16 protein-coding genes are annotated in these 18,392 nt (G+C 33.7%); 8 read left to right on the top strand and 8 right to left on the bottom strand.

What is annotated here, in order from left to right; genetic code table 11:
- Nucleotides 1–45: 45 nt before the first annotated feature.
- A complete protein-coding gene (locus LX95_RS07155) occupies nt 46–483 on the top strand; it encodes a retropepsin-like aspartic protease (protein ID WP_111540753.1) in 438 nt (145 codons plus the stop codon).
- A gap of 56 nt (nt 484–539) precedes the next feature.
- Here the strand turns inward: LX95_RS07155 and odhB are convergent, their stop codons facing one another.
- The 3 genes from odhB to LX95_RS07170 form a co-directional block, all read right to left on the bottom strand.
- Nucleotides 540–1,784 (bottom strand): 2-oxoglutarate dehydrogenase complex dihydrolipoyllysine-residue succinyltransferase, encoded by a 1,245-nt coding sequence (gene odhB / locus LX95_RS07160; RefSeq protein ID WP_111540754.1) that lies wholly within the window; start codon nt 1,782–1,784, stop codon nt 540–542.
- 36 nt (nt 1,785–1,820) lie between these two features.
- Nucleotides 1,821–4,595 (bottom strand): 2-oxoglutarate dehydrogenase E1 component, encoded by a 2,775-nt coding sequence (locus tag LX95_RS07165; RefSeq protein WP_111540755.1) that lies wholly within the window; start codon nt 4,593–4,595, stop codon nt 1,821–1,823.
- A 136-nt stretch (nt 4,596–4,731) separates the two neighbouring features.
- Nucleotides 4,732–5,706, bottom strand: a complete 975-nt coding sequence (locus LX95_RS07170; protein ID WP_111540756.1) for a polyprenyl synthetase family protein — start codon at nt 5,704–5,706, stop codon at nt 4,732–4,734.
- 207 nt (nt 5,707–5,913) lie between these two features.
- Between LX95_RS07170 and LX95_RS07175 the strand changes: the two genes are divergently transcribed.
- The 7 genes from LX95_RS07175 to LX95_RS07205 all read left to right on the top strand — a co-directional run bounded on the left by LX95_RS07175 (nt 5,914) and on the right by LX95_RS07205 (nt 14,179).
- On the top strand, nt 5,914–6,525 hold the full coding sequence (locus tag LX95_RS07175) for a TetR/AcrR family transcriptional regulator (protein ID WP_111540757.1): 612 nt from the start codon (nt 5,914–5,916) through the stop codon (nt 6,523–6,525).
- Nucleotides 6,515–7,864 carry a TolC family protein gene (locus LX95_RS07180; protein ID WP_111540758.1) on the top strand — a complete coding sequence of 450 codons (1,350 nt, stop codon included), beginning with the start codon at nt 6,515–6,517 and terminating at the stop codon, nt 7,862–7,864. Before LX95_RS07175 ends, LX95_RS07180 begins: the two co-directional genes overlap by 11 nt.
- A 20-nt stretch (nt 7,865–7,884) precedes the next feature.
- Entirely contained in the window at nt 7,885–9,057 is a 1,173-nt protein-coding gene (locus LX95_RS07185; protein WP_111540759.1) for an efflux RND transporter periplasmic adaptor subunit, read from the top strand.
- Nucleotides 9,058–9,067: 10 nt separating this feature from the next.
- Entirely contained in the window at nt 9,068–12,559 is a 3,492-nt protein-coding gene (locus LX95_RS07190; protein ID WP_111540760.1) for an efflux RND transporter permease subunit, read from the top strand.
- A gap of 77 nt (nt 12,560–12,636) precedes the next feature.
- Complete coding sequence (locus LX95_RS07195) at nt 12,637–13,278, top strand: hypothetical protein (RefSeq protein ID WP_111540821.1); 642 nt, start codon at nt 12,637–12,639, stop codon at nt 13,276–13,278.
- 24 nt (nt 13,279–13,302) lie between these two features.
- On the top strand, nt 13,303–13,839 hold the full coding sequence (locus LX95_RS07200; protein WP_111540761.1) for a GNAT family N-acetyltransferase: 537 nt from the start codon (nt 13,303–13,305) through the stop codon (nt 13,837–13,839).
- Nucleotides 13,823–14,179: a DUF1801 domain-containing protein gene (locus tag LX95_RS07205; RefSeq protein WP_111540762.1), complete on the top strand. Its 357-nt coding sequence runs from the start codon at nt 13,823–13,825 to the stop codon at nt 14,177–14,179. The genes LX95_RS07200 and LX95_RS07205 overlap by 17 nt, the downstream gene beginning before the upstream one ends.
- A 34-nt stretch (nt 14,180–14,213) precedes the next feature.
- Here LX95_RS07205 and LX95_RS07210 read toward each other — a convergent pair whose 3' ends face one another.
- The 5 genes from LX95_RS07210 to LX95_RS07230 form a co-directional block, all read right to left on the bottom strand.
- Entirely contained in the window at nt 14,214–15,152 is a 939-nt protein-coding gene (locus LX95_RS07210; protein ID WP_111540763.1) for a DUF3078 domain-containing protein, read from the bottom strand.
- Between the two features lie 64 nt (nt 15,153–15,216).
- Nucleotides 15,217–15,732: a DUF2480 family protein gene (locus LX95_RS07215; RefSeq protein WP_111540764.1), complete on the bottom strand. Its 516-nt coding sequence runs from the start codon at nt 15,730–15,732 to the stop codon at nt 15,217–15,219.
- Nucleotides 15,733–15,807: 75 nt separating this feature from the next.
- A complete protein-coding gene (locus LX95_RS07220) occupies nt 15,808–17,643 on the bottom strand; it encodes an ABC transporter ATP-binding protein (protein ID WP_111540765.1) in 1,836 nt (611 codons plus the stop codon).
- Between the two features lie 16 nt (nt 17,644–17,659).
- A complete protein-coding gene (locus LX95_RS07225) occupies nt 17,660–17,986 on the bottom strand; it encodes an SUF system Fe-S cluster assembly protein (RefSeq protein WP_111540766.1) in 327 nt (108 codons plus the stop codon).
- 12 nt (nt 17,987–17,998) lie between these two features.
- Nucleotides 17,999–18,376 (bottom strand): SufE family protein, encoded by a 378-nt coding sequence (locus LX95_RS07230; protein ID WP_111540822.1) that lies wholly within the window; start codon nt 18,374–18,376, stop codon nt 17,999–18,001.
- Nucleotides 18,377–18,392 lie beyond the last annotated feature (16 nt).

Below are 18,392 nucleotides of genomic sequence, written 5' to 3' on the forward strand. Positions count from 1 at the left end.
AAAACTAATTGATTTTGTTCGGCTATCTTTGCTAAAAAAAGAAGAATGTCTACGCTACGAAAATTAATGAAGGAAAAAGGTTACACCCGCATTAAATTAAAAACCACTGCCACCAACCATTTAGAACTAAAAGCCAAAATCAATAAAGTTGAAGGTAATTTTATTTTAGACACAGGCGCTTCTAGTTCTTGTGTGGGAATTGATACCGCAGAATATTTTAAACTTTTTGCTGAAGATAGCGATGTAAAAGCCGCTGGAGCTGGAGCTACAGATATGCTTACCCAAGTGTCCTTAAAAAATGAGTTGAAAATTAAAGATTGGAAAAAGAAAAAGGTGAGTTTGGTATTATTTGATCTAAGCCACGTGAACCAGGCCTTAGAAAATCATAACGCCGACCAAGTGCACGGTATCATTGGTGCAGATATGCTAGAGAAAGGAAAAGCAGTGATTGATTACAAGAGCAATTGCTTATATTTAAAATAAAAAAACCGCTTTCAACTGAATGAAAACGGTTTTTTAAAAATTTTTATATTCTGCAATTAAAGCTCTAAAGCTTTTTTTACATTATTATCCATTAACAATTCTTCTGGGCTTTCTAAAGCTTCTTTAATTGCCACCAAGAAACCAACAGATTCTTTACCATCGATAATTCTATGGTCATAAGAAAGTGCTAAATACATCATTGGTCGTATTTCTACTTTTCCATCAATTGCAACAGGACGCTCAATAATGTTGTGCATTCCTAAAATTCCACTTTGTGGAGGATTGATAATTGGTGTAGAAAGCATTGACCCGAATACACCTCCGTTAGAAATAGTAAACGTACCACCAGTCATTTCATCTACTGTGATTTTCCCATCTCTAGCTTTAAGCGCTAAACGTTTCACCTCACTCTCTACTCCTCTAAACGTAAGGTTTTCTACATTTCTCATTACAGGAACCATTAATCCTTTTGGTCCAGAAACTGCAATACTAATATCTTTATAATCGTAAGTAATCATTTCTTTACCATCGATCATACTATTTACAGCAGGATACATATCTAATGCTCTTACCACCGCTAAAGTAAAGAAAGACATAAATCCTAGTCCTACCCCATGTTTAGCCTTGAAGTCTTCTTTGTATTCTTTTCTTAGATTGAAAATAGCTGACATATCTGCCTCGTTAAAGGTAGTAAGCATAGCCGTTTCATTCTTAGCACTTACTAAACGTTCTGCTACTTTACGACGTAACATAGACATTTTAGACCTAGACTCACTTCTAGTTCCATTACCTGGAGTTCCCATAGAAGGTTTAGCATTAACCGCATCTTCTTTAGTTACTCTCCCGTTTTTACCAGATCCTTGAACATCTTTAGCGTCCATATCTTTTTCTGATAAAATCTTTTTGGCTGCAGGCGAAGGTGTTCCGCTAGCGTAATTTTTATCGTCTTGTTTTTGATCTGGCGTAGAAGGCTTAGAAGGGGTTTCTGTTTTTGCTTCAGCTTTATCCTTATCTTCTTTTGAATCTTCTTCTTTTTTATCTGAAGAATCACCTCCTGGCTTTTCTGCATCGGTATCAATTAAGCAAACTACTTCCCCAACTTGAACTGCATCTCCTTCTTCCGCTTTAAGCGTAATAATACCACTTGCTTCTGCAGGTAACTCTAAAGTAGCCTTATCGCTATCTACTTCGGCTATTGCTTGGTCTTTTTCTACATAATCTCCATCTTCTACCAACCATTGTGCTATTTCAACTTCTGTAATCGACTCTCCCGGTGAAGGGACTTTCATTTCTAAAGCCATAATTTCTATTTATTTCGGAATCGTATTTTTTAACTATTAATCATTTATTGTTTTATCAAAAACACTTTCGATTACTCTTTCGTGTCTTCTCTTAAATCTTACTGAACTACCTGCTGCAGGAGCTCCATAAAATTTTCTACTACAAACTCTAAATTTACGAGCATCATCTAAATGAAGCAGTAAATGGCTCCAAGCCCCCATATTTCTTGGTTCTTCTTGTGCCCAAACGATATCGTCTGCATTTTCATATTTATTTATAACTTCGTGAATTCTAGAAGTTGGCAATGGGAATAATTGTTCTAATCTTACTAAAGCAATATCATCTCTTTCTAATTCTTCACGCTTAGCTAACAAGTCGTAATAGAATTTTCCCATACAGAAAACTAGTGTTTTTACATTTTCTGGCTTTACTTCTTTATCATCTATCAAGGTTTGAAAAGAACCAGTTGCTAATTCTTCTTTAGTAGAAGTTACTTTTGCATGTCGCAACAAGCTTTTAGGAGTAAAAACAATTAATGGTTTTCTAAAAGCTGTTTTTATTTGCCTCCTTAATAAGTGGTAGAAATTGGCTGGCGTCGTACAATTTGCAATATACATATTGTCCTTTGCACAAAGTTGCAAATACCTCTCCATTCTTGCCGAAGAATGCTCTGCACCTTGTCCTTCATAACCATGTGGAAGCAACATCACCAATCCGTTTTGTAATTTCCACTTATCTTCTGCGGCAGAAATATATTGATCAATCATAATTTGTGCTCCGTTACTGAAGTCTCCAAACTGTGCTTCCCAAATTGTTAACACATTGGGATCTGCCATAGCATAACCATAATCAAATCCAACTACCCCATACTCCGAAAGTAAGGAGTTATAGATATGAAAATGACCTTGATCTTTTGATATTTGATTATGTAAGTTAACCTCTTCTTCACTTTCTTCTACCTTTAATACGGCGTGTCTATGTGAAAAAGTACCTCTTTCAACATCTTGACCTGTCATCCTTACATCGTGTCCTTCTTCTAAAAGCGTAGCATAAGCAAGGAGTTCTCCCATACCCCAGTCTAAACTATTCTTCTCAAAGTACATTTCATTTCTAGCTTTGATAAGCTTAGTTACTTTACGTAAGAATTTTTTATCTTCTGGTAAAGAAGTAATAGTTTGAGCTAATTGATCTAGTTTTTCTAAATCATAAGAAGTATCAACGGCTTCCATCATATCAGATTCTGTTCCGTATGTATAGCCTTCCCACTCTTCTTGCATAATTGGAGTGATAATGGTAGTTTCTTCTTTTTTAGATTTCTCTAAATCTTGCTCTAACTCGTCTTTATATTTTTTCTCAATCTCATCTACATAACTTTCTTCAATGATACCTTGCTCCACAAGTTCTTTTGCATAGATATCTCTAGTGTTGTTATGTTTGGAAATCGCTTTGTATAATTTTGGCTGTGTAAATCTCGGCTCATCTCCTTCATTATGACCGTATTTTCTATATCCTAAAAGATCGATAAATACGTCTCTACCAAATTTCATTCTAAAATCTAGAGCGAAAGACATCGCATGGACTACAGCCTCTGCATCATCTGCATTTACGTGCAATACTGGAGATAATGTTACTTTAGCAACATCTGTACAATACGTAGATGATCTTGCATCTAAGTAATTGGTAGTAAAACCAATTTGATTATTGACTACAATATGTATACTCCCTTCTGTCTTGTAACCATCTAATTGCGCCATTTGCACGGTTTCATAAACCACACCTTGACCTGCAATAGCAGCATCCCCATGAACTATAATTGGAAGTACACTTTTGGGGTTATCTAAATAATGTCTATCTTGTTTTGATCTAGCAATACCTTGAACCACGGGGCCAACAGTCTCTAAGTGAGATGGGTTTGGAGCAATATTTAGCAATATTCCTTTTCCGCTATCTGTACGACGACAAGAGGTCCAACCTAAATGGTATTTTACATCTCCATCAAATACTTCTTGCTCGTAATCTTTTCCGTCAAATTCACTAAATATATCTTTAGGACTTTTGCCAAAAATATTTGCCAAAGTACTTAAACGTCCTCTATGGGCCATTCCCATGACAAATTCTTTAACTCCCTTTTCTGCAGCAGCTTCAATTAGAGCATCTAATCCTGGAATTAAACTCTCTCCTCCTTCTAATGAAAATCTTTTTTGACCTACATATTTAGTATGTAAAAAAGATTCAAAAGAAACAGCTTCATTTAATTTCTTAAGGATTTGCTTTTTCTTTTCTGCTGAAAATTCAGGATGATTTTCATTTATATTAAGTCTTTTCTGAATCCATTCTATTTCTTCTGGACTCTTAATATACATGTACTCAATCCCTATAGAGCTACAATAAATCTTCTCTAAGTGATCTATGATTTCTTTTAAGCTAGCTTTCCCTAAGTCTAATATTTCTCCTGCAGAAAACTTAGTGTCTAAGTCTGCATTAGACAAACCAAAGTTCTCAATGGCTAGGGTTGGCTCATACTTCCTTCTTTCTCGTACAGGGTTTGTTTTCGTAAACAAGTGACCTCTGGTTCTATAACCATCGATTAATTGCACTACTCTAAACTCCTTAAATACGCTTTCAGGAATATCAACTCCTTGACTAGAGGAAGTCGCATTGTGCTGCGAAGAGGAGTCTACATCTTGGTTATCAAACGTTTTACCGAAATCAAATCCTTGAAAAAAGGCTCTCCAACTAGGTTCTACACTATCGGGAAATTGCAGATATTGATCATATAATTCTGCAAAATATGCGGTGTGTGCCGCATTTAGAAATGAAAATTGATCCATAAGAGGAATATACTGTTGTGTTTTAAAAACACTTCAAAAATACAATTTTTACTAAATATAGCCCTCCTCAAACTATAAAATTCTCTTATAAGCCATAAGTTTTCCTGTTAAAATACGTTAAAGCGTATTTTACACCTTAAACTGATCTCGTCATTAGTAATTCTCCGAACTCCTTAAATGGTTTTTTCTTAGCTTCAGAAATGTTCATATCCTCTAAAACATTAAATGCTTTTTGCGTGTATTTTTCTATTTCCGCTTTAGCTAAACTAGCCGCTCCACTATCTATAAATAATTGCTTTACAGTTTCGATTTTTTGCTCAGGATTTTCTGGAGCAATAGTGTATAAATGCTGCAACTGTCTAGCTTCTACAGAAGAGCTTTCCTCTAGTGCTTTTAAGTAAAGAAAGGTTTTTTTATTCTCAATAATATCTCCTCCTATTTGCTTTCCAAAAGTTTCAGCATCTCCAAAAGCATCTAAATAATCGTCTTGTAATTGAAACGCTACTCCTAACAAGCAACCGTACTCATTAATTTGTTGAGTGCAAACTTCATTTGCATTTGCTACAATAGCACCCATTTCTAAAGCTGCACCTACTAAAACTGCTGTTTTGTATTTTATCATATGTAAATACTCTGCCAAAGTAACATCTTCTCTCGTTTCAAAATCGATATCATACTGTTGTCCTTCACAAACTTCAATGGCAGTTTTGGTAAACAACTTTGCTAATTTTCTAAATTGATCGCCTTCGTAACTTTCAAAGAGTTGATAAGCATTAATTAACATAGCATCTCCAGATAGAATCCCTGTATTGATGTCCCATTTCTCGTGTACAGTCTTTTTTCCTCTTCTTAACGGAGCGTCATCCATGATGTCATCATGAACTAAAGAAAAGTTATGAAAAATTTCTACGGCTAGAGCAGCATCTAGAGCTTTTTGAGAGTCTGTTCCAAAAGCATCTGCAGACATCATCACTAATATAGGACGCAATCTCTTACCTCCCAATTTGAGAATATAACGCATTGGATCGTACAAATTTGCAGGCTCCTTACGAGTTAACTTGCTTTCTAAATACGTTAAAAATTCTTCTCTATAAATGCTAATTTCTTTCATGCCTATCCTAAAATTTTGGCTAAAATACCATAATTGAAATAATTTCAACAAAGCTACACCTTACTTTTTATTCTTATAGATATTCGTCTAACAAACCTGTAAGACTCAAACCAAAATTACCACTCGGGAAAATTGTAGAAATATTAACTAAAAAACTACGGAAACTTTTATAGTATTAAAAGTTTCTGTTATACTTTTGCGGCGATTATGAGAGAACAAATTTTAAATAAAGCAACTGAAATGTTTTTAGAACTTGGTTTTAAAAGCGTTACTATGGATGATATTGCTGAGAACCTAGGAATATCAAAAAAAACGATCTACACACATTTTAAAACCAAATCTAAATTAGTCGAAGTGTGTTCGATGGAACTTTTTAATTGTATTACTGAAGGGATTGATGAAATCATTGCCGAAGATCACAATCCCATTCAAGAGATCCTATATATACACAAATATATATTGAGTCGATTGCGAGAGGAAAAATCTTCACCCCAATATCAGTTAAAAAAATACTACCCAAATATTGAAGCAAATATGCGCAATTGTAAAATGGATAGAATGAAAGAAACTATTGTCAACAACCTCAATAGAGGGATTGAAGAAGGTCTATACAGAGAAGATCTGATAGTAGATATAGTTTATCGCTTTTATTTTATGACGTTGGAAGGGATTAAAAAGAGTGAATACTTCCCCGAAGAAAGCTATCCTATTTCAGTTTTAATCAAACACTTTTTAGAATATCACATGCGCGGAATCGTTTCTGCAAAAGGACAAATCATTTTAGAAAAACTAGCAAAAAAACAAATTCATGAAAATTAAACTCACCTGTTTATTATTTTTCGTATCCTTTACATTCTTCGCGCAAGAAGAGCAAAAAGAATACAGCTTTAGCTTAGAGGAAGCTATAGAATATGCTATAGACAGCAGTTACAATGCAATAAATGCAAGAAGAGATATTGAAGCTGCCATAAAAAGAAAGTGGGAAACTACAGCAGATGGATTACCGCAAATTGATGCTAATATAGATTATCAAAATAACCTAAAACGACCTGTACAACTTCTACCAGCCGAAATTACAGGGGGACCTCCTGGAACATTTATTCCTGTACAATTTGGAACCAAACAAAATCTAAGTGCAACTGCCACAGCAACACAACTGTTATTTGATGGTTCTTATTTAGTTGCCTTAAGAGCTTCTAAAACTTTTCTAGATTACACCAATACTACAACCCAAAAAACTCTTTTAGAGGTTAGAAAAAGTGTTATTGATGCTTATGGAAATGTGCTTTTAGCTCAAGAATTAGTGACTATTTTAGAAAGTAACCAAACCACGTTACAAAAGAACTATGATGAAACTAAAGAAATATTTGAAAATGGTTTACAAGAAGAAGAAGCTGTTGAGCAACTGCAAATCACCTTATTACAAATCACCAATCAATTAAATAATGCCAAGCGATTAGTAGGGATTACACAAGAAATGCTTAACCTAACTTTAGGAATTCCATTAACACATAAAATTACCTTAACGGAAGATTTAGATAATCTAGCTGAAGAGAACATTAGTCTTACCCTAATGAACACTGAAGGTTCAATTGAGGAAAACCTTGATTACAAATTAGCTCAAAATTTAATTGAACAAAGAGAACACGAGTATAACTTAGAACGCACAAAAGCCTTACCTAGACTTACTACTTTTCTTAATTATGGGACAACGGCAAATAGCGAAAAGTTTACTTTTTTAAACGATAACCAACAATGGTTTCAATCTTCTATTTGGGGAGTAAGCCTTAACATTCCAATATTTAGTTCATTAAAACGAAGTGCAAAAACAGCACAAGCTAGAATTGCTCTAGACCAAGCCGAAACTCAATTTGATCAAGCTAAAGAACAAATACGTTTACAAATAGATAGAGCTAAAAATGATTATCAATTTGCTATTGAAAATTATCAAACTGCAAAGCAAAACCTAAGATTAGCTGAGCGTATTGAAAACAAAAACCAAATTAAATTTACTGAAGGTTTAGCTACAAGTTTCGAACTTCGTCAAGCTCAAACACAATTATACCAAACACAACAAGAATTTCTAGAGTCTATGCTCGAAGTATTAAACAAGAAAGCAGCTTTAGAAACTATTTTAAATACTGTACCATTAAACTAATCAATCTAAATAATCATACAATGAAACATATATATTCCCTATTAATCGTCACTCTTTTATTGGTTTCCTGCGGAGGAGAAAATAAAAGAAATTCTGTAGAACGTGTTCTAGAAAGTAATAACCTTGAAACTATTCGTCAAAAACGTGCAGAATTGGTAGATGAACAACAAGTTGTTCAAGAAAAAATTAAAAGGTTAGATCAAGCGATATCAAAAATAGATACCGTAAAACACGTTCCTTTAATTACTACCCTTACGGCAAAAGAAGAAGTTTTTAATCACGTGTTAGAAATTCAAGGAAACGTTACTACCAAGAACTTATTAGTTATTACACCAGAGTATAATGGTATTCTTACGAATGTGTATGTTAAAGAAGGACAAAAAGTAACAAAAGGGCAAACACTTGCCAAAATAGATGATGGTGGGTTAAGCCAACAGTTAGCACAGTTACAAATTGAAGCCGATTTAGCTAAAACCACTTACGAACGTCAAAAACGTTTATGGGATCAAAACATTGGTAGTGAAATTCAATACCTACAAGCAAAATCTACTTATGAAGCACAGAGTGAAGCTGTAAATCAATTAAAACAACAAGTAGCAAAAACTACAGTGAAAGCTCCTTTTACAGGAACTATTGATGATGTAATTACTGAGCAAGGAAGTGTAGTTGCTGCCGGACAAACACAGTTAATGCGAATTGTAAGCTTAAAAGATATGTACATTGAAACAGATATTCCAGAGCGTTACATTACAGATGTCACTAAAGGCAAACAAGTAAAAGTACAGTTTCCTGTTTTAGGAAAAAGTATCGATACAGAAATTAGACAAGCTGGAGATTTTATTAATCCAGCCAATAGAACCTTTAAAGTTGAAGTAGCTATCCCTAATGATGAAAAAAACATCAAACCTAACTTAACAGCTAAACTAAAAATTAATGATTACACGAATGAGAATGCTATTTTAATTCCGCAAAGTATTATTTCTGAAAATGCTGAAGGTGAACAATATGTTTATGTAGTAAATGAAAAAAATGCGAATGATGAAGGCGTTGCAGAAAGGGTGATCATTAAAACAGGAAAAACACAGGGTGATGTTATTGAAGTACTTGAAGGTATAGATAATAATGTAGAGATTGTTCAAGAAGGAGCGCGTAGTGTTAAAGATGGCCAAACAGTAAAAGTGATCAACTACTAAACCAAAGAAAATGACAAAAAAGAAAAAACAAGTCGATAAAGAATTTGGTTTATCATCTTGGGCAATAGAAAATAAAACTACGATGTATGTTTTAATCGCAGTTATTTTCTATCTAGGGGTCTCTGCTTTTTTTAGCATGCCAAGAGAAAACTTCCCCGAGGTTAATGAAACCAAAATTTATGTGAGCTCTGTATTTCCAGGAAACACTGCAGAAGATATAGAGAAACTAATTACAGATCCGTTAGAAGATAAACTAAAAACGGTAAGTAACGTTGTTGAAATTACCTCTACTTCTCAAGAAGATTATGGGATGATAGTCGTTGAGTTTGATGAAAACATAAGTGTCGAACAAGCTAAACAAAAAGTAAAGGATGAAATAGACACCGAAACGGCTAGTGAAGATTGGCCTACCTTTAATGGAGCTAAAGTAGAACCTGATGTATTTGAATTGAGCTTATCTGAAGAGATGCCCATACTCAACATTAATATTTCTGGAGATTACACCATTGAGAAGTTAAAAGAATATGCAGAGCATCTTCAAGATGAGATTGAAGATATTCAAGAAATTAAACAAGCAGACATCCGTGGTGCGCAAGAAAAAGAAGTTGAAGTAGCTGTTGATATCTATAAAATGATGGCTGCCGATGTTACTTTTAATGACATTATTGGTACCATTAATAATGGAAATGTAACAATGTCTGCTGGAAATCTAAAAGCCAGCGGTCAACGTCGTACCATTCGTATTTTAGGTGAAATTGACGACCCTAGTGAATTAGAAAATTTTGTCGTAAAAGCTGAAAACGGAAACGCCATTTATCTTAAAGATGTGGCTACTATTTCATTCCAAGAGGAAGACAAAACCACTTATGCTCGTGAGTTTGGAAATCCTGTAGTAATGCTAGATATAAAAAAGCGTGCAGGTAAAAACATGGTTGCAGCAGCTGAACAGGTGCAAGTTATAGTAGAAGATGCTATTGAAAATACATTCCCGCAAGATTTAACAGTAACCATTGCCAACGATCAATCTTCAGTTACCATAGGACAGGTAGATGATTTGGTGAACAACATTATTTTTGGAGTCATTTTAGTTGTGACCGTTTTAATGTTCTTTTTAGGATTTAAAAATGCGATTTTTGTTGGGTTTGCAATTCCCATGTCCATGTTTATGTCTCTTATGATATTAGAGTTACTGGGACAAAGTTTAAACACCATGGTTCTTTTCGGATTAATTATGGGACTTGGGATGCTAGTAGATAACGGGATTGTGGTGGTTGAAAATGTTTATCGTCTTATGGAAGAAGAGGGGATGAGTAGATTTCAGGCTGCAAAAAAAGGTATTGGAGAAATTGCTTTTCCTATTATCATATCTACCGCAACTACTGTAGCAGCCTTTATACCATTAGGTCTATGGCCAGGGATTATGGGTGAGTTTATGATGATTCTGCCTATTACACTTTCGGTAGTTTTAGGCTCTTCCTTATTTGTAGCTATTTTCTTCAATTCTGTTTTGGTATCTCAATTTATGAGTATTGAAGATAAAGATATGCCGCTTCATAAAATTGTACGAACTACCATCATTATGGCAGTCATTGGTATTCTCATCCTAATTTTTGGTGGCGATTATAGCGGCTTAGGATCTCTAATGGTATTCACAGCCATTATGTTATGGGTATATCGCTTAATCTTAAGAAAATGGGCAAATACTTTTCAAAATAGAACATTAGTGAAATTGGAGAATTGGTACGAACGCCAATTGAGAAGAGCTCTTTCTGGCAAAAAACCTTATATTTTAAGTATAGGGACATTCATTATGTTGATTCTTGCTTTTGTAACTTTTGGCGCGTCATTAGCTACTCAAAGAACAAAAGTTGAATTCTTTCCAGATAACAAACCTAATCAGATTATTGTTTATATAGAATATCCTCAAGGAACCGCTATTGAGAAAACCAATGCCATTACTAAAGAGATAGAAAAAAGGGTTTATGACGTATTAGATGATGGTCAATATAAAGACGGTAATTATAATTTCTTAGTTGAAAGTGCCGTATCTCAAGTAGGTGAAGGAGCTGGAAACCCGCAAACGGACGGTGGTTCTTCTGCCGAAATGCCTCATAAAGCAAAAATTACAGCCTCTATGCGTGAGTATAAGTATCGCCGAGGTGAGGACAGTGAACTTTTACGTCAAAAAGTTCAGAAAGCATTAGTAGGTATTTATCCTGGGGTTTTAATTTCTGTTGAAAAAGATGCTAATGGACCACCTGCGGGTTCTCCTATTAATATTGAAATAGAAGGTAGTGACTACAACGAATTAATCGCTACTGCGGAAAAAATGCGTGAATTTATCAATACCAAAAATATTGCAGGTATTGATGAATTAAAAATAGACGTTAACAAGGACAAACCAAGCATGCAAGTGGTTGTTGACAGAGAAAAAGCGGGGGAATTAGGTATTAGCGCTTCTCAAGTAGGACAACAACTTAGAAATTCTATTTTTGGAGCTAAAGCGGGGATTTATAAGGAAGATGGAGATGATTACGATATTTATGTTCGTTTTAATGAAGAGAATAGATATAATACCAGCGCCTTATTCAATCAGAATATAACCTTTAGAGATAATACTGGGCAATTAAAGAGTATTCCTGTATCTGCGGTTGCAAGACACGAGAATAACTCTGGGTTTAGCGCTATTAAACATAAAGACACCAAACGTGTAGTAACCGTTTACTCTGCATTATCACCAGGTTATACAGATGCAGGAGCCATCGTAACACAAATTCAAAATGAAATGAAAAGTTATGAAGGTCTACCTCAAGATATCAAGATTGATTATACCGGACAAATTGAAGAGCAAAATAAGCAGATGACCTTTTTAATGGGTGCATTTTTCACAGGATTAGGACTTATTTTCTTCATTTTAATATTTCAGTTTAACTCAATTTCAAAACCAGCGATTATTATGTTGGCGATTTTCTTGAGTTTTATTGGTGTATTTGGTGGTATTGTAATTACGGGAAGTGCCTTTGTGATTATGATGACTATGGTAGGTATTATTTCACTTGCCGGAATTGTAGTGAACAACGGGGTGGTTTTACTCGATTATGCACAACTGTTAATAGACAGAAAGAAAAATGATTTAGATCTAGATAACGATGACTTCTTAGAAAATGAAGATCTTTATGAAAGTATAGTTAAAGCAGGTAAAGCTCGTTTACGTCCTGTATTGTTAACGGCCATTACGACCATATTAGGATTAATACCCTTAGCCATAGGATTAAACATCAACTTCTTTACCTTATTTGCAGATTTTGATGCTAATATCTATATGGGAGGTGACAATGTTGTATTCTGGGGACCTTTAGCTTGGACAGTTATCTACGGACTTTTAATTGCAACCTTCTTAACCCTAATTGTAGTTCCTATTTTGTTTTTCTTATCTATGAAATTGAAAATGTGGTTGAGACAAAAAAGAGGAAAAGAGTTACAAGGTTCTTCAAATTCATAATTTAAATTGTAATAATTCAGTAAAGGGAAAACAAATATTTGTTTTCCCTTTTTTTTACTTTTGAGAAAATTGCTTTTATGAATTTTGATAAAAACAAGTACAAAGTCTACACGTGGAAGAACTGGATGATGCTTCACTACATCATTAATCCAGGCTTAGCTATAAATGAAATCTTGTTAGGAATGAAAGTTCCCAAAATTAGTCTAGTAGATAAAACTTCAGAAAAATCTTTGGCAGAAAGAAGCTTTATTCCATGTCCACATTGCAATACTTTACACGACCATAGAACTTGGTCTACACAAAACAAAACTGCTTTTAAAAATTGGTTTGGTTTATTTTGTCCTACCTGCGAGAATATAATTCCGTGCTTAACGAATGCTACAAGTTTTATCCTTTTAGCCCTTACATTTCCGTTGTGGGGATGGTTTAAAAATTCCTTAAAAAAGAAATGGTTAGAAAAGCAACCTCATCGGTTTAAAAATTTAGATTTAGAAAACATCCCCAATCCTTATGAAAATGGAGGCTGGATTAAAATTGGCTTAATGTGGGGTCTGAGTATGTTTGTTATTATGACTTTTATCTTTCCGCTAATGTCTCAAGAAGATATCACTTTAAAATCGATACTTACCGCTATTCCTATTTGGGTAATTGGTGGGCTAATTTTTGGTTACAGCATGAAATTCACTATGAATAGAAAAGGGAAAAGACATTCTAAGTAATGAAAAAGTGATTATTTTTTATTTATGGAAACTATAGCAATCCATCAATTATTTTTAACACCTATTTGCGATAAGCATATCGATTCTCTATTTGATATCTATAATAATGAAAGGAATATGACTTTTATTCCGCCAAGGCAATATTCCGCTTCTAGATCTGAGTTAGCAAAAAAATATAAAACCCACTTCAAAAATGGTTCTCAGTTGTTTGCAGTTAAACTTTCCAATTCAAATAAAGTTATTGGAGAAGCTGGCTTTTATAATTCTTTTAAAAACCATAACGAACTAGAAATAGGATATATTATCGCTTACCCTTATTGGAATAAAGGCTTTGGAACCGAAATTTGCAGAGGTTTGATTACTTATGGTTTTCAGCAATTGCATCTAGAAAATATCCATGCCAGAATGTATACTAAGAATATAGCATCAATACTCATCTCTAAAAAATGTGGAATGCAAAAAATTAATGAAGGGCTAGATTCTCATCAAAATAAATTTTGTCATTACCAGATTAATAAAAAACAATTTTACACATTTCAGCAAAATGAACAATCTAGATAATTTTTATTTAAACAAAGAAGAACCCAATAGGAGTTGCTTATTGGCTTTACGGAAAATTATCTTGGACTTAAACTGCGATATAACTGAAACTAAAAAATATGGAATGCCGTGTTTTTGCTATAAAAACAAAATGTTCTGTTATTTATGGACAGATAAACATACAGAAGAACCCTATATTTTATTTGTAGATGGAAATCTTTTAGATTACCCACAATTAGAAAAAGGCAACCGCTCTCGAATGAAAATATTGAGAATAGGCTCCAATCAAGACCTTCCTTTAAAAACCATTCATACGCTACTCGACGCTGCTATAAATCTGCATAAAAAAAGCCTCCGTTAATCGGAAGCTTTTTTATATATGATATCTTCAAAAATTAGTTAGCTGCGTTAAGCTTATAAGTTAGACCAACACCCAAAACTTCTCTAATTTGAAACCCTTTAACAGCATTATCATCATAAATAGCTTGAAAAATAAAACTCGCTGAAAGGTAATCGTTTACTTTCATATTGATATTCCCTGTATAATCTAAATCTACATTCTGTGGATCTTCTAAATAATTAGCATATAGATTTAAAATATTTTCAAAAGTAACATTTTCTGCTACAGTAAATTTAGCATACACATTCACAGAAGCACCAAATTCAAATCTTGTAGACTTACCTTGATCTACACCAAAGTAATCACCATCTGTATAACCTGGAGTAGTAGTAAATGCATCATCAACAAAAATAAGTATTCCTGTTGCAGGAGCAATATTTACACTTAAATTATCATCTTTTTTCCATAGCATGCCAGGACCTGCTTGTAAATAACCTGGAGATAAGAAATGAGTTGTTTCAGTTCTTATTTCTTCTTCGCCAATTACATTACCTGTAATAGGATCTAAAACATCTACAGTACTATATTCGTAACCTTTTGCAAATTGAGTTTTAAAATTCATAAAAAATGAATAATACCAATTGCTTTCTTTTACTTGTTTTCCAGCAATAGAATTTATCTCTAAACGGTCATTTGTTTTACGAGTAAACTCTTGGTCTTTTACTTTCGTTAAACCGTAATCTGCGATTAATCGGTTATCCCAAGTAAAATCTCCCTTTTTATAGTTTAAATCATAGCTCAAGTTAAGGTTTCCTGCATAGTTAGAAGTCCCTCCTCCTTGCCACTCTGCATTAAAAGCTGCTTGATTAAACAACAAAGAAACAGCTCCAGAACCTTTCCAACCATCAGGTCTTTCTTCTGCTTGTTCTTCTTGTGAATACGTAATTTGATTCGCTGTTAGTAATACTAAGAAAGTAAATAGTAATTTTTTCATGTCGCAATAAATATTTTTATTTTTTTGCAAATTTAAGTCTTTTAAGCCTTTAGAGAAAATAAACCTAAGACATCTTTGGCTTTTTATAAAGAGGAACGGAAGAGCAAGCTTCTCCAAACATAAGACTTTTCACCTCTGGCTGAAGGTACTGAGCCAATAATAAATAGGCATTCTCTGGAACCGGAAGGTTACTACACCCTTTTATAATTACCATTTGATCATTAAAAGCTGACCAATTTTCTTGCTGAAGTTTTTCTGCATAAAGAATAGATTCTAGTTCTCGTAAATCTCCTACAACTACTTTTTTTGCATAAGGCTGAAGGTAAGTAGTTATCAACAAATAAGCCCACGAAGGAATAATTGCATCTGTACTACAATGAAGAGCCACAAAAGAATTTTTATAACTTGACCAATCTTGATCTTTTAATGCAGATCTAAAATCTTTTTCACGAAGCACAAAACCTTCATAAAGCCAAGCGCTAATATCTATTTGTTGGCGTTGTCCTGATAAATAATAGTCTTCTAAATTAACGGTGACTAGTTTACTATTTGCTACTCTATTTATAATTTCTTCTTCCATACTGCAAAAATACCAAATATAAATTTACTCCTATGTGAAATTTAAAATCTTGTCCCTAATCAAAAAATAAGACATTTACTTATAACCTTCAGCTTGCAATGTAAACAGTTCTGAATACAACAATTTATTTTGCATTAATTCTATATGCGTACCCACCTCTAATATTTTACCTTCCTTTAGTACTACAATTTTATCTGCTTGACGAACGGTACTAAAACGGTGAGAAATGATGATGCTTGTTTTTGATTCGGTAAGACCAATAAAACGAGTAAAGACTTCACTTTCTGCTTTTGCGTCGAGCGCGGAAGTGGGTTCATCTAAAATCATCACTTTCGCATTTTTCATATAAGCTCGTGCTAAAGCAACTTTTTGCCATTGCCCACCAGAAAGTTCTACTCCGTTAGAAAAACGTCTACCTAATTGTTGTTCATAACCAAATTCTAAATCTCCTACTACTTCATTAGCTAAACTTAGTTGAGCGGCAGCTTTGATTTTTTCTAAATTTTCTACTTCATCAATATGACCAATAGCTATATTTTCTCTTAACGTAAACTCATACCTAAAGAAATCTTGAAAAATAACACCAAAATATTCTTGATATTCAGCTTTATTAAATTGATTAATATTAATTCCGTCAAGGAGAATTTCTCCGCTAGTAGGTTCATAAAAACGCAACATGAGTTTAATAAGAGTGGTTTTACCTGCGCCATTTTGACCTACGAAGGCCATTTTTTCACCCGCTTTTAGAGTAAAATTAACTCCCTTTAATACTTCTGAATTACTCTCGGGATATGCGAATCTAACATTTCTAAATTCAAAACCTATTTCAATAGATTTAGGAAGCGGCATTGTTTCTTGACTTTGGTCTTCTACTTCCATATCTATAAAGTCGAAGTAATCTTTTAGATATAATGCGCTTTCAGAAATCCGCGTAAAGCGAGCAAAAAAGTCTTGTAAGCTTTTCATTAAACGATTAAAAGAACCTGAAAGAAAAGTAAGTTCTCCCAATGTAATAACTCCTGTTAATACTCTAAAAATAATAAAAACATATGCGCCATAATAAGCAACCGTTCCTAAAACGTTGAATAAAAAGCCTAAGGAGGCTCTTCTTATAGAGAGTTTTCTGTTAAGTAAATAGTACGAATTGGAGAGATTTTTAAATCTATTGACCACAAAATCTGTTAGTCCAAAGAGTTTAATTTCTTTAGCCGTTTTATTGTTGGCACCAATAAACCTTAGGTAATCTAATTCTCGTCTTTCTGAGGTCCAGCTTCTGGCTAGAGAGTATTGCTGCTGACTAAATTTAATCTCGTTGATAAATGCTGGAATAATACTAAGCACTAACAGAATAATTAGTAACGGCTCAAAGTAAATGAGTCCTACAATGAGTGAGGTAATAGTAATGATGCTTTGTGCCTGGGCTAGAACATTAGATAATAACCCTACTCTGCCCGTAGTTTGTGTTCTTGCTCGTTCTAATTTATCGTAATAATCGGGATCTTCGAGCTGGCTTATATTGATTTGGTTGGTTTTCTTTATAATTTTTACCGAGGTGGCGATATTATATTCATCGCCTAAAAGACCATCTGTAAGTGAAATTGCTCTACCAAATAACTCTGATAGTATAATTAAACCAAACTCTACAGCAACATAAGTCCATAATTGAGTATAATCGGGGTTGCTAAGCTCTATTTGCAGTAATATTTCATCTACAATTTCTTTTCCTATCCATAAAATAACGACAGGTAATAAAGCAGCTATAAGCCTGCAAATAGCTGAAATAAGAAAAAGCCCTTTGTTAATATTCCAGATTTCTTTAAAAAATCTTGGAATAAAACTAAGGGCATTAAATGATGATTTAAAATTGGTTTTGTTTTTTTCTTTTAAAGAATTTAATTTTCTTCTTGGCATTTACATGTTTTGATTCTTAAAGCATTCCTAATTCTAGTTTTGCTTCTTCGCTCATTAAATCTTGTGTCCAAGGCGGATCGAAAGTGATTTCTACTTCTGCATCATTCACCTTATCTATAGATTTAATTTTTTCTTCTACTTCCTGCGGAAGTGATTCTGCCACTGGGCAATTAGGAGTCGTTAAAGTCATTAAAACTTTTACATCGTAGTTTTCATTTACAAAAACATCATAAATTAACCCTAATTCATAAATATCTACAGGGATCTCTGGGTCATAAATAGTTTTTATAACCTTCACCACTTTTTCTCCTAACTCATTGGTATCTATTGTATCTACTGACATAATTCTTTACTTTTAATTGAGCTTTGCTTGATAAGCTAAAGCATACATTTTTATTTGTTTTACCATACTCACTAAACCATTAGCTCTAGTGGGTGATAAATGTTCTTTCAATCCAATCTCATCTATAAAATTGGTATCGGCATCTAAAATAGCTTGTGGCTCTTGATGAGAAAAAGAACGGATAAGAATAGCTACAATTCCTTTGGTGATAATTGCATCACTATCTGCAGTGAAAATAACTTTATTCCCATCTAACTTAGAATGCAACCAAACTTTACTCTGGCAACCTTTAATAAGGTTTTCATCTACTCTATACTGTTCTTCAATTAAAGGAAGGGATTTCCCTAACTCTATCATATACTCATAGCGCTGCATCCAATCTTCGAACATAGAAAATTCATCTACT

It is taken from the genome of Mesonia algae (assembly GCF_003253545.1).
Classification (GTDB): domain Bacteria; phylum Bacteroidota; class Bacteroidia; order Flavobacteriales; family Flavobacteriaceae; genus Mesonia; species Mesonia algae.

Excerpts from the sequence above, each read along its gene's own strand:
- LX95_RS07230 (WP_111540822.1), bottom strand. The coding sequence starts at position 18,376 with ATGTTCGAAGATTGGATGCAGCGCTATGAGTATATGATAGAGTTAGGG.
- LX95_RS07165 (WP_111540755.1), bottom strand. The coding sequence starts at position 4,595 with ATGGATCAATTTTCATTTCTAAATGCGGCACACACCGCATATTTTGCA.
- LX95_RS07185 (WP_111540759.1), top strand. The coding sequence starts at position 7,885 with ATGAAACATATATATTCCCTATTAATCGTCACTCTTTTATTGGTTTCC.
- LX95_RS07155 (WP_111540753.1), top strand. The coding sequence starts at position 46 with ATGTCTACGCTACGAAAATTAATGAAGGAAAAAGGTTACACCCGCATT.
- LX95_RS07205 (WP_111540762.1), top strand. The coding sequence starts at position 13,823 with ATGAACAATCTAGATAATTTTTATTTAAACAAAGAAGAACCCAATAGG.
- LX95_RS07190 (WP_111540760.1), top strand. The coding sequence starts at position 9,068 with ATGACAAAAAAGAAAAAACAAGTCGATAAAGAATTTGGTTTATCATCT.
- LX95_RS07180 (WP_111540758.1), top strand. The coding sequence starts at position 6,515 with ATGAAAATTAAACTCACCTGTTTATTATTTTTCGTATCCTTTACATTC.
- LX95_RS07200 (WP_111540761.1), top strand. The coding sequence starts at position 13,303 with ATGGAAACTATAGCAATCCATCAATTATTTTTAACACCTATTTGCGAT.
- odhB (WP_111540754.1), bottom strand. The coding sequence starts at position 1,784 with ATGGCTTTAGAAATGAAAGTCCCTTCACCGGGAGAGTCGATTACAGAA.
- LX95_RS07170 (WP_111540756.1), bottom strand. The coding sequence starts at position 5,706 with ATGAAAGAAATTAGCATTTATAGAGAAGAATTTTTAACGTATTTAGAA.
- LX95_RS07215 (WP_111540764.1), bottom strand. The coding sequence starts at position 15,732 with ATGGAAGAAGAAATTATAAATAGAGTAGCAAATAGTAAACTAGTCACC.
- LX95_RS07225 (WP_111540766.1), bottom strand. The coding sequence starts at position 17,986 with ATGTCAGTAGATACAATAGATACCAATGAGTTAGGAGAAAAAGTGGTG.
- LX95_RS07220 (WP_111540765.1), bottom strand. The coding sequence starts at position 17,643 with ATGCCAAGAAGAAAATTAAATTCTTTAAAAGAAAAAAACAAAACCAAT.
- LX95_RS07195 (WP_111540821.1), top strand. The coding sequence starts at position 12,637 with ATGAATTTTGATAAAAACAAGTACAAAGTCTACACGTGGAAGAACTGG.
- LX95_RS07175 (WP_111540757.1), top strand. The coding sequence starts at position 5,914 with ATGAGAGAACAAATTTTAAATAAAGCAACTGAAATGTTTTTAGAACTT.
- LX95_RS07210 (WP_111540763.1), bottom strand. The coding sequence starts at position 15,152 with ATGAAAAAATTACTATTTACTTTCTTAGTATTACTAACAGCGAATCAA.